The following is a 12,316-nucleotide window of genomic DNA, read 5'->3' on the forward strand; positions in this document are numbered from 1 at the left end:
CCTAAATAATATTATTATTTAGGGTTTTCGTCAAAATCAGTTTAGAGTGAATTATTCGCTGAGTTTAGCTTTAAGGCGGTTTTGTACCACTTCCACCAAAAGGTCCGGTTGGAACTTAGATAAAAAGTCATCACAACCTACTTTCTGCACCATAGCTTTATTAAAATCACCACTTAATGATGTGTTTAACACTATAAATAGGTCTGAAATACGTGGGTCGTTTCTAATTTCATTCGTTAATTTATAACCATCCATTACAGGCATTTCAGCATCAGTTATTAACATTAAAATTTCATCTTTAACGTTTTTCCCCTCGTCTGCCCAGCTTTGTAAAAGTGTTAATGCTTCTAGGCCATTTTTCACCGGTATAATTTCAATTCCAAGTTGAGCTAGTGTGCTTGCCACTTGGTTTCTAGCCGTTGGAGAGTCATCAGCGTGTAGTATTTTTCTTCCCTCAAACTCTGAAAGAATAGCTTCATCAACAATGCCTTGAGTTATTTCAACTTTATAATGAATAATTTCAGCCAGTACTTTTTCAACATCGATAATTTCAATTAAGACTTCTTTATCGTCTTCAACTATTTTGGTAATAGCCGTTAAATAGTGCTGGCGGCCAACTGTGCTTGGAGGCTCCATTATTTCTTGCCAAGTCATATTTACAATATGCTCAACTTTACCGACCAAAAATCCTTGAACACTACGGTTATATTCAGTAATGATAAGGTTAGATTCTTCGTCTGCATCCATAGGACGCATACCAATGGCCGATCTTAAATTGATCACCGGAATTGAATCACCGCGTATATTGGCAACACCCTCAATACTAGAATGAGAGCTTGGTAACATACTTAACTTGGGTAACTTAACCACTTCTTTGATTTTAAACACATTAAGTGCAAAAAGTTGTCGTCCAGATAGATGAAATAACAATAACTCCAACCGGTTTTCACCGACCAAGTTTGTACGTTGATCAACTGAATTCATCACATTAGACATAAAAACATTTCCTAAATTACTCACGAATATCAAGTTTAGTTTAGTTCACAGAAAATAATAACGCTTTTATTAAATTTATAAAACATTGATGTGAACGGCTTGATAATATTGTACATCTAACATTTAGACAAAGATTGTCATAAAAACATGATGTTATGGTATGCGCCCCTGACGGATAACCTATACTGTATTAAACATATTGATTAATCAATCAAAGGTTATAACGGGGTTGACGGTTTTATTTTGTATTCTGCATTTAAGCCGCGTTTAGCTTACCTTTCTGCTTTGCCCTTAACACTAATATTATTGACAACAAGGCACAAATTAAAAATCCAATCGTCAGAGGCATAACGCTTCCGTTATACAAATAACCTATATAACCACCGATGAAAACAGATATTAAGGTTTGTATAGAACTGATCACTGATGTTGCAACACCTGCAATATGACCTAAAGGTTGAACGGCCAGTGCATTCAAATTACCAAACAATATACCAAAACAGAAAAATGTAGCTGACAAATACATCATTAAAACAAGTAATGCAGGTTCACCTGTGATTAATAAGCAATACGCAAAGAACATGCCGCTAAAGGTTAATAAACCAGTTAACGACACTAAACATAAGTTAACCATTTTATAGCGCATGACTAATTTAGAATTAGCAAAAGACGATAAACCAACAGCCAAGGCTAATACACCAAAGTACAGCGCAAATTGCTCACCTAATTGGTAATGCACCTGTAATAACTGCTGTGACGAGCTTAAATAACCAATAAAAGAACCAAATATAAAGCCTGAAGCCAACATGTAATTTCGGCTTGTTTTATTGCTTAAGGTCTCTTTAATACCGTGTAAAATCACAGTGATAGTAAAAGGTAATCGTTTTTCAACTATTAAGGTTTCTTCTTGTCTAAAGTGCAACCACACGATAGACAATAAACTAACAACAAATACAAAGGCAAAAATAGCGCGCCAATCGCCAATCCATAATATACCCTGCCCAATTGACGGAGCAATGGCTGGAACTATGATAAAGAACATTACAATTAATGACATAACGCGACCCATTTCAGGTCCTTCAAACTTGTCTCTGATCATAGCTAAACTCACTACTCGACAAGCCGCTGCGCCAAAGCCTTGAATAACACGGCCGATGATCATCATATTAAAATCTACAGCAAACAGTGAGATTAAATCCCCTAGAATAAAGACGCCAACACCAAGATAAATTGTTTTCTTACGGCCAAATGAATCTGATATAGGCCCATAAAAAATAAGACCAAACGCCATACCAAAAAAGATAGATGACAGTACCAGTTGGATATCATTACCTTCTGCAACTTGTAAGTCGGAACCAAGTTGTGACAAAGCTGGTAATACAGAATCAATAGCTAGAGCAAGTAACGACATTAATAATGCCATCAAACTTATAAATTCAAAATTACTGACGGGTTTTGGCTGAGAATTCATTTGGTTTCTTAATAATAAATGGATAAAAAGGAGGATGCTTATGTCTTTACTAACTGAGGTTTATTGTAATAAAACTCAAGGAAATTAGGAAACTAACAAGAAGCCTACGTGATGAAATTTTAGCACAACTAATGATCAATAAACACGCATATGACAGACAAATACGATGAAACAAATTATCCATAGGTTAAATGAATTTAATGTTTACACAGTAAATTCAACCTTGGTATAACTCCAAAGGTAAACCGTCTGGATCACTAAAAAAAGTAAATTTTTTATTGGTAAATTCATCAACCCGAATTGGCTCTACATCTATACCTTTATTTGTCAGATATTGGCTTACCTCTTCAACTGAATCGACACAAAATGCTAAATGACGTAACCCTTGAGCTTCTGGAAAACTTGGTCTTGCTGGAGAATTAGGGAAAGAGAATAATTCTACTTGTCCTCCATCTGGTAATTTAAGGTCTAACTTGAATGAATCTCGCTCTGCACGGTAATTCTCAGCAACTATTTCCAATTTTAAAATGGAAGTATAAAAGTGTTTTGATTTTTCATAATCAGAACAAATAATTGCAACATGATGAATTGATTTAAGCATCAATATTCCTAAAAATTTATACCTAGGTTATAAGCTTTATAAATGAGATTTATAAAGGTGGATCTATTTTATCTGCTATAGAAGTATTAACTCGAAACCAACCTGCGATAGAATAACGGTCTCGATTTGCTTTGAGCACTTCATGGGGGAACTCTTCACTTAAAAACGCCACTAGCGTCCCCATTAGCGGAATAACTTTGGTTCCGTCTTTGTCACTGTCGTCTTTATATATTACTAACTCGCCACCGTCGGTATTCGTCCAACCTGAATTGAAATAGGCCACGATAGACAAAACTCGGTTGGCTTCACCTCTAAACGCATCGTAATGACGTTTATAATAATCACCTGGACCATAATGAGCAAAATGACTTTCAAATGAAAACAGACCTAAAAATAATCGACGATTTAAAAAGCTTTGTAAACCTGCAGTCCAATCTAACCATTGTTTACTGGCGTCAGTGTCACCATTAATCCAGCAAATTTCGTCCGTACGGACAAATTCATTTTTGAGATATTCATTACCCCGGCCAATACCTGCATTGGCAAACTTTTCAACTTCCATAGCTTGTTGATGGATGAATAATGATTCCGTGAGCTCTATAGGAAGTGCTCCGAGTCTAATACTGTAACCTTGTTGTTCAATATCTTGTGCAATTAAACCAAATAAGGTTTCATCTATTGTTCCATTATTATCAGTTCCATTACCATGAAACAGGGAGATTTTTTTAACGGCGACCAAGTTATTCACTCTTTATAAAAATAGCAATTATGGGAAATGTAGTACTGTTATGCGCATCATACTTAAAATAAAAAAAGACACCCTTTTTATATTACTGAATGAGTAAATAAAATGGATGTCTTAAAATTGAATAATTCGTGTTATTACCTTGATGTTTCTAACGAAGTCACATCAGCCTTAAATACCTATGACTATAACTAGTACTTATGGCCTATGAACCTGTCAATTAGGTTTGAAATACGTTCCATAACCTCTTCTTCTACTTGCTCAAACGTAACATTCATTTTATCTAACAATAATTCAGCTCTTTGATCAGGTAAAATTACATCATTCATTAATAATTGAAGCTCCGGCAAAGCTTTGTCATAACGAGGAACTATGCTAAAAGACAACTGAATATAATCTACTTTTGAAAAAACCTTATTAGCTAACTCACAAAAAGCTTCTATATGATCTAACCCGTCAGGCCCTAATGAACCTGGCTCCACCCTAACGATTAACTTTAAATCTAATTCTTGACTCATATTGAGCGTAACCTCGTAAATATTCTACTACTATCTAAGCACAGTATTCGCAATTCAGCGAACTTGCTTTGCTTATTATCGAAAAAATTACTACATAAACCAAACACCTAGGTTCACTTTACAATCTATGCTATCCAACAACATATGGATCATTAAGCCTATACCAACCAACCTCACAGGCTTTATAAAGCATAAACCCAAATATAGTGGAACTAGAATTAATTGGTGTAAGGGATGAAATCCCATGCTGCATCTTAGTGGATCATAAATTGGTGTTGCTAATAGGTGATCAATATCGACAGCCATCGTTAACATCATAATGATTAGGGCTTTTTCCCAATGTTCACGAAAAAATATTAGGGCAACTAATAAAGGAACAATAAAATGTAAAAGCAGATGGAACATAAAATGAGATCTAAATAATTTATTAAACATGCGCATAGTAAACTGCGCTATTTAATCACGCTAGTACTATTGGTTTAATTACGCCTATAAAAAAATTAGCCATATAAGGAAAACTCGCATACTTACTTAGGTTGTTAGCTGTTATAATGCCGCCAATTTAATCATTTACTACTTTTCAAGGTATAACTTTGACACAAACATCATTTTCATCATTGGCCCTTAATCCAGATCTTGTTAGTAATTTAGCGACGCTAGATTATAACGAAATGACGCCAATTCAAGCGCAAAGTCTTCCTTTAATTATTGAAGGTAAAGACGTAATTGCTCAAGGTAAAACTGGCTCAGGTAAAACAGCTGCTTTTGGTTTGGGTTTATTACATAACTTAGATGTGAAACGTTTTCGTGTTCAGTCATTAGTGTTATGCCCTACCCGTGAATTAGCCGACCAAGTTGCTAAAGAAATTAGAAAACTAGCTCGTGGCATTCACAACATTAAAGTATTAACACTGTGTGGTGGCGTTCCTATGGGACCACAAATTGGTTCATTGGAACATGGCGCACATATTATTGTTGGAACGCCGGGTCGTATTTTAGATCATTTAGACCGTGGTCGTTTAAACCTAGATAACTTAAATACTTTAGTATTAGACGAAGCTGACAAAATGTTAGAAATGGGCTTTCAAGATGCTGTTGACGCTATTATCGATTTAGCGCCTAAAGATAGACAGTCATTATTATTCAGTGCCACTTTCCCAGATCAAATTAAAGGTATTAGCAGTAAACTACTTAAAGACCCGATTATGGTTAAAGTTGAGTCAACTCATACTGAAAGCAGCATAGATCAAAAGTTCTTTAATGTTGATAACAACAACGCTCGTAAACAAGCGATACAGTTATTATTAATGGAATACCAACCAGAGTCTTGCGTTATCTTTTGTAATACAAAAGTAGAAACGGTAGAAGTTACAGACTTCTTATTAGACGCAGGCTTTAGTGCTATCGAACTAAATGGTGACTTGGAACAAAGAGACCGAGATCAAACATTGGTTCGTTTTGCTAACAAAAGCATATCAATTTTAGTGGCAACCGATGTTGCTTCTCGCGGCTTAGATATAGACAACTTAGACGCGGTGATTAACTACCAATTAGCTCATGATGCCGACACACACGTTCACCGTATTGGCCGAACAGGTCGTGCTGGTAGCAAAGGTGTTGCTTGTAGTTTATTTACCAATAAAGATTCTTACAAAGTTGTCGAGATTGAAGATTACTTAGGCATTCGTATTAGTGAATCTGAATTACCAGATGCGTCGGTACTTGAAAGAGAGATTTTTGCGCCTAAAATGGGCACTATTCGTATTGACGGTGGCAAGAAACATAAAGTACGTCCGGGTGATATTCTTGGTGCACTTACTGGTAAAGACGGTATTGATGGTAAAGACGTTGGGAAAATTAACGTATTAGAGTTCTGTGCTTATGTCGCGGTAGCCCAATCTGTTGCCAAAGAAGCCTTACACAAGTTAGAAAAAGGCAAATTAAAAGGCCGTAGTTTTAGAGCTTGGCGTATCCGTTAAACTTAAATAATAGCAACTTACCACTAATAATAAATACTACTCAAGTAGGTTAATTATTAGTGGTGATTTTGTCATAAGCACTGATTCTAGGTGCTAATGATAAGTAACAATCACTTTATCCATTTTTGCCACAAACCCACTTTTAGTTTGCACATAAACGACTTTGTTAGTCACAGCAGTTGCATGTTCAAAGGTCATTTTTACATTCCCTTCCATCACCGTTTTCCCGTTAGCCATACTTACTGAGTTTGATGTTATTTGAGGTTGTTCGTTTTCTGAGTGTGTGATTTGTACATTGCCAATATAGGTGTGTACTTTGTTGTTGTTTGTTACTACTTCTTTTTGAGCTGTGATCTTGAGTTCTTGGGCGTGAGAAAAGTGGGAAATAACAAATATGCACAGCAGTAATTTTTTGAATATTTTCATATAAATTCCTTTTATTCTTAACTTCTTTGACGTCTTAACCCTTTAGGTGGTTAAGTACGAGTCATTAAAATTGTTTAATTATATGAGTTACTTACATTTTGATTTTAACTTTCAATGTAAACACATATATTACGGCTCAAAACATCATGTTCTCTAAAGCCAGAACAACATAGCAAAAGATTCAATTTTAAACAAATGAAATAATATAACGCTATGCATCTAATACTTTAACTACTATAAACGGCCTTAGTTACAAAGAAATACTTCCGAATATTCTTGTTTATATAATCATCAGATAACATCGACTTTAGAGTTAATGCTCTGTATAATACGCGCGCTCTAGTTGGCAATAACTGGCATTCAGATCAGTTATCGTTCTGCAAGCCCCACATATCAGGAAATACCCTTTGATCACTACCGCAAATATCACCATGCAATTTGGCGCTGTGCCATTATTTGAAAACATCTCTGCTCAGTTTGGGCATGGCAATCGTTACGGTTTAATTGGCGCCAACGGTTGTGGTAAATCAACATTCATGAAGATCTTAAGTGGTGCTTTATCACCTAGCTCGGGTAATGTTTCTATAACTCCAGGTAATAAACTTGGTGTGTTAAGCCAAGACCAATTTGCGTTTGAAGAATATTCAGTAGTCGATACCGTAATTATGGGTGACACCAAATTATGGGAAATAAAAAAAGAACGCGATCGTATTTATTCTTTAGCTGAAATGTCAGAAGAAGATGGCATGAAAGTAGCCAACCTTGAAACTGAATTTGCAGAAATGGACGGTTACACTGCCGAATCTCGCGCTGGCGATATTTTGTTAGAAGCAGGTATCGACGAAGAATTCCATTTTGGCTTAATGAGTCAAGTTGCTCCAGGTTATAAAGTGCGTGTGTTATTAGCACAAGCCCTATTCTCAAATCCTGATATTTTGTTGTTAGACGAACCAACCAATAACTTGGATATTCACTCTATCAACTGGTTAGCTGAAGTATTAAACCAACGTAAATGTACCATGATCATCATCTCTCATGACCGTCATTTTCTTAACTCTGTTTGTACTCACATGGCTGACATTGATTACGGTGAATTACGCATTTACCCAGGTAACTACGAATACTTTGTTGAAGCATCTTCACTTATCCGTGAACAGCTATTAACAGAGAACGACAAGAAAAGTGCAGAAATTGCAGAGTTAACAGCTTTTGTGGCGCGTTTTGGTGCCAACGCATCTAAAGCGAAACAAGCCAGTTCACGTGCTAAAAAGCTAGATAAAATTGAATTATCAGAAGTTAAATCGTCAAGTCGACGCACTCCTTCTATCTCAATCAAACAAGATAAAAAATTACATCGCCAAGTTCTTATTTTAGAAGAGTTAGGACACGGTTATGATGAAGGTCCATTATTCCAAAAAGGTAATTTGATCTTAGAAGCTGGAGCAAAACTTGCGGTTATCGGTGAAAATGGCGCAGGTAAAACTACTTTCTTACGTTGTTTAATTGACGAAGTAAAAGCCAATTCAGGTGATGTTAAATGGTCTGAAAATGCCACTATCGGTTATTGCCCTCAAGACAGCACTACAGACTTTGATTGCGACTTAAGTTTGTTTGATTGGTTAAGCCAATGGCGAACAAAAAAGCATGACGACATTGCAGTAAAAGCTATGTTAGGTCGTTTATTATTTACCGCTGACGACTTTGAAAAGAAAGTTAAAGTATGTTCTGGTGGTGAGAAAAACAGACTCCTGTTTGGCAAATTAATGATGATGGACTTAAACGTACTTATCATGGACGAACCAACCAATCACTTGGATATGGAATCTATTGAAGCACTTAATCATGCATTAAAACAGTTTGACGGTACGCTTATCTTTGTAAGCCACGACACACAATTTGTGTCGTCATTAGCCAGCCATGTTATTGAAATTAAAGACAGCAGCATGGATATCTTCCACGGCTCTTATAATGAATACCGTGCAAGCCAAAAGCTAAAAAATAAGATAGCGTAAACTCACCTGTTGCTATTCAAATAAGCTAATAAAAAAGCCATCGTTACTTTATCTAACGATGGCTTTTTTGTTTCTATTTTCTATTTTCAGCTGTTGTCCTGAAAAACTCGTTAGTTGTGTTAGTTCCTAATTCTATTGTTTGTACATTTACTTGTTGCTGCCATAACAAACTAAACAAGCTGTTTAAATCTAATACTATCGAGCCTTTGTCTTTTTGAGTACTGAAAAACTCGAATACTCCTATTCTCTTACTTGATCTACTTTCTGGAGCACTATCTAAAATGTCATGTGAGCTTAGTAGATTTCTATTTTCTAACTGGCGTTGCAACTCCAAACAAACAGGATATGACGGTTCAATGATAGTAACCGGCTTATTCGTTAATTGCTTTATACATTGATTAATAGTCGGGATTAGAAACGCATAATGAGTACAACCTAATACGAGATGATCTATATCTTGGTCAATCAACCCTTTTATATAATGAGTAATCGCCTGTTTAGTTTCTGCGCTGTCTAACTTTCCTTGTTCAACTAATTCAACAAACAAAGGACAAGCCACTAATTGCACATTGACCCTGTCTTCAAACCGAGACTTTAAATTTAATAACGAATCGCTATTAATGGTTTGCTGTGTAGCAAGTAAACCAACAACACCTGTTTTACTTAATTCTGATGCAGGCTTTAACGCTGGCTCTACCCCAATAATAGGAATGTCAGTCAGTTGTCTTAAATATGCAATTGTATGAACGGTTGCGGTATTACACGCAACAACAATAGCCTTACAATCTCGGCTTACAAAGTAATCGATAATAAGTGATGTACGTTGTTGTAGGGTTTCTGTTGATTTATTACCGTATGGCGAATAAAGGTGATCAGCTATGTAAATAACGTTTTCGTTAGGCATTAAATTATGAATGGTTTTCGCGATAGAAAGCCCACCTACTCCTGAGTCAAAAACTCCAATAGGAGATTGTTGTTTCATTTATCTACCTTATCTAATCTCTTATTTAATACTCTAACAATGCCGTTTGAGTTATATTCTTTAGTAACGAATGCGAGCACACATAAATATAGTTGTTGTATGTTACTTGTTGAGTAGGAAGATTGAAATTATTTATCTATTTAATTTTATACTTTTTATTACTTTTCCTTTGCTATAACAATTTGTTAAAGGCATGATCAGGTTATCTTTGTTCATTACCTGATAAATTAATAATGAAAATAATCTCTTTTAATATAAATGGCATTCGCGCTCGTATTCATCAACTTGCAGCTTTAATTGAAAAACACAATCCAGATATTATTGGCTTACAAGAAACCAAAGCGCATGATGAAGTGTTCCCTTTTTCTGATGTTGAAGCCTTAGGTTATACACCTATTGTTCATGGCCAAAAAGCCCATTACGGTGTGGCTATGTTAGTTCGGTACGACGTTGCAGCTCGTATTACACATACTCAAAAAGGTTTCCCTACTGACTCCGAAGAAAATCAAAAACGCATGGTCATTATTAAAGTTGACTCTGAGTCAGGCCAAAGTGTTACAGTATTAAATGGATACTTTCCACAAGGCGAAGCAATTGATCATCCGATTAAGTTTCCATACAAAAGACAGTTCTATTCTGATCTAATGAACTACCTACAAGAACACGAAGATGCAGGAAAGAATGTTGTTGTAATGGGAGACATTAATATTTCCCCTACTGACTTAGACATAGGTATTGGCGAACCAAACCGTAAACGTTGGTTGAAAACCGGTAAATGTTCATTTCAGCCTGAAGAACGTGAATGGCTAAAAACGTTAATGGATTGGGGTTTTAAAGATACGTTTAGAGAGCAAAATCCAACGACTGATAATAGATATTCGTGGTTTGATTATCGCTCAAAAGGCTTTGACGATAACCGAGGGTTACGTATTGATGTTGTTTTGGCAACCAATAGTCTTAACGAAAAGTGTACTGAAACAGGTATAGATTACGAATTACGTAGTATAGAAAAACCGTCAGATCATGCGCCAATTTGGTCAGTGTTTGATATTTAATATTAACGCTGATATTAAATAAAAAATGTAAGACGATATTAGTTTAACTTTTACTCTTAAATTTAAGATAAGGAATAACAATGAAACTAGCAAAAAAGATCACATCAAGTTTATTACTGCCATTATTACTTTCGACTGCGTTTGTTTCTAGTAAGGCCTTTGCTGATTGGACACTTAATAATGATAAATCTACATTAAGTTTTGTTTCAGTTAAAAGCTCAGCTATTGCTGAAGTACACTATTTTAAACAGTTATCTGGCTCAGTGGATAAGAAAGGAAAGGCAAGTGTAGAAGTTGACTTAGCGAGCCCTGAAACTATGATCCCTATTCGTAATGACCGTCTACAGTCTATGCTATTTCAAACTGAGGTTTATTCAAAAGCCGTTGTTATGGCCAATATTGATTTTGCACAATTAAGTAAATTAGCCATTGGTGAGTCTTTTACTCAAAAACAAACAGTTGTGTTGGACTTACACGGTAATAAAAAAGAATTGGCCACAGAACTTCAAATAACGAAACTAGTCAATGATGCAATAAACGTAAGCTCAATAAAACCAATTGTATTAAACGCCGCTGATTTTAAATTAGTAGAAGGGATAAATGCGTTAAGAGATATTGCTGGCTTACCGTCAATTACCACACAAGTACCAGTTACCTTTAACTTAGTATTTGATGGCGTTAAATAGCTACCATTCTAAATAAAATTACCTTTTATACTGAAATATAGAAGGTAATTAATTTAATAAAGGATATAAAATGAAAGTACTTTTACTTCTTATCGTTTTTAGCTTATTTACTACAAAAAATGTTTATGCACAGATAGATAAGATCACAAAAAATGGTAATGACATCGTAATAGATAACACCAAGGTTTATAAAAACATTTTGAGTCAGTCTCAAAATAACAATGTATTTTTATCTGAATTTAATGATAAACAAGCATTAGAAAGAACAACAGAGAGTATTTCAAAAGAAGAAATATCTATTACGTTTAGCGATGATAACAGTCTATTTGATTGCATTTATTCTAGTAAATATTCTTATTTCACCCATCTACCAATAGGTCAGTCTGTTTGTGGCTTAAATTTAGAAATATCAGAAACTACGTTAGACAACATTCATGAATACCTTAAAAGTAATGTATTAAATGAAGGGAAAGCGAGTGATTTAGATGCACAACCAATAGAATTCAAATTAACGTCAATAAAAGATATATCAATTTACATTTCAGCTAACTCAACTGACGACATAGTAAATGAAAACAGTTTTTTAGTTATAAAGAGCAATGATAAATACAAAAAGATAAAAACTGATAGGAATAACCGTTATTATATAGAGTTTAATCGAAATCAAGAACCAGTTGCATTAGTTCTATATAACGGCACGGTTAAAAAGTTAGACTATGATAATTTGAAAAAATTCATTACAGAGTAAAATTATTTAATAAGCTCATTTTAGTTCTATTATTCAATAGAGCAAAAATGAGCTTTTTATGTTTGATAATATTGTATTACTACACTTTATTATTTGG

Annotated in this window: 13 protein-coding genes; 5 read left to right on the forward strand and 8 right to left on the reverse strand. The window is 34.9% G+C overall.

Annotation, left to right across the window (positions count from 1 at the left end):
- Positions 1-51: 51 nt before the first annotated feature.
- The 6 genes from Q0940_RS10590 to Q0940_RS10615 form a co-directional block, all read right to left on the reverse strand.
- Positions 52-996, reverse strand: coding sequence for a chemotaxis protein CheV (locus tag Q0940_RS10590; protein WP_299268151.1), 945 nt, complete (start codon positions 994-996; stop codon positions 52-54).
- Between the two features lie 256 nt (positions 997-1,252).
- Complete coding sequence (locus tag Q0940_RS10595; protein ID WP_299268154.1) at positions 1,253-2,467, reverse strand: multidrug effflux MFS transporter; 1,215 nt, start codon at positions 2,465-2,467, stop codon at positions 1,253-1,255.
- Positions 2,468-2,684: 217 nt separating this feature from the next.
- The gene (locus Q0940_RS10600; RefSeq protein ID WP_299268157.1) at positions 2,685-3,068 is read right to left on the reverse strand and encodes a VOC family protein; all 384 of its coding nucleotides are present in this window, start codon (positions 3,066-3,068) and stop codon (positions 2,685-2,687) included.
- A gap of 49 nt (positions 3,069-3,117) precedes the next feature.
- Positions 3,118-3,783: a 2OG-Fe(II) oxygenase gene (locus tag Q0940_RS10605; protein WP_299268306.1), complete on the reverse strand. Its 666-nt coding sequence runs from the start codon at positions 3,781-3,783 to the stop codon at positions 3,118-3,120.
- 221 nt (positions 3,784-4,004) lie between these two features.
- Positions 4,005-4,331 carry a hypothetical protein gene (locus Q0940_RS10610; protein WP_299268160.1) on the reverse strand — a complete coding sequence of 109 codons (327 nt, stop codon included), beginning with the start codon at positions 4,329-4,331 and terminating at the stop codon, positions 4,005-4,007.
- 90 nt (positions 4,332-4,421) lie between these two features.
- Complete coding sequence (locus Q0940_RS10615) at positions 4,422-4,772, reverse strand: DUF6122 family protein (RefSeq protein ID WP_363323579.1); 351 nt, start codon at positions 4,770-4,772, stop codon at positions 4,422-4,424.
- 152 nt (positions 4,773-4,924) lie between these two features.
- Here Q0940_RS10615 and dbpA point away from each other — a divergent pair, with 152 nt between their 5' ends.
- Entirely contained in the window at positions 4,925-6,310 is a 1,386-nt protein-coding gene (gene dbpA / locus Q0940_RS10620) for an ATP-dependent RNA helicase DbpA (protein ID WP_299268169.1), read from the forward strand.
- A 93-nt stretch (positions 6,311-6,403) separates the two neighbouring features.
- Here dbpA and Q0940_RS10625 read toward each other — a convergent pair whose 3' ends face one another.
- A complete protein-coding gene (locus tag Q0940_RS10625) occupies positions 6,404-6,736 on the reverse strand; it encodes a hypothetical protein (RefSeq protein WP_299268171.1) in 333 nt (110 codons plus the stop codon).
- Positions 6,737-7,143: 407 nt separating this feature from the next.
- Here Q0940_RS10625 and Q0940_RS10630 point away from each other — a divergent pair, with 407 nt between their 5' ends.
- Positions 7,144-8,748 carry an ABC-F family ATPase gene (locus tag Q0940_RS10630; RefSeq protein WP_299268174.1) on the forward strand — a complete coding sequence of 535 codons (1,605 nt, stop codon included), beginning with the start codon at positions 7,144-7,146 and terminating at the stop codon, positions 8,746-8,748.
- Positions 8,749-8,821: 73 nt separating this feature from the next.
- Here Q0940_RS10630 and murI read toward each other — a convergent pair whose 3' ends face one another.
- A complete protein-coding gene (gene murI, locus Q0940_RS10635; protein WP_299268177.1) occupies positions 8,822-9,730 on the reverse strand; it encodes a glutamate racemase in 909 nt (302 codons plus the stop codon).
- 233 nt (positions 9,731-9,963) lie between these two features.
- On the opposite strand from murI, the gene xthA reads away from it, so the two are divergent.
- The 3 genes from xthA (at position 9,964) to Q0940_RS10650 (ending at position 12,219) form a co-directional block, all read left to right on the forward strand.
- The gene (gene xthA / locus Q0940_RS10640; RefSeq protein ID WP_299268180.1) at positions 9,964-10,785 is read left to right on the forward strand and encodes an exodeoxyribonuclease III; all 822 of its coding nucleotides are present in this window, start codon (positions 9,964-9,966) and stop codon (positions 10,783-10,785) included.
- A gap of 80 nt (positions 10,786-10,865) precedes the next feature.
- Positions 10,866-11,471, forward strand: coding sequence for a YceI family protein (locus Q0940_RS10645; RefSeq protein WP_299268183.1), 606 nt, complete (start codon positions 10,866-10,868; stop codon positions 11,469-11,471).
- Between the two features lie 70 nt (positions 11,472-11,541).
- Complete coding sequence (locus Q0940_RS10650; protein ID WP_299268186.1) at positions 11,542-12,219, forward strand: hypothetical protein; 678 nt, start codon at positions 11,542-11,544, stop codon at positions 12,217-12,219.
- Positions 12,220-12,316 lie beyond the last annotated feature (97 nt).

This window comes from uncultured Psychrosphaera sp., from assembly GCF_947500655.1.
Classification (GTDB): domain Bacteria; phylum Pseudomonadota; class Gammaproteobacteria; order Enterobacterales; family Alteromonadaceae; genus Psychrosphaera.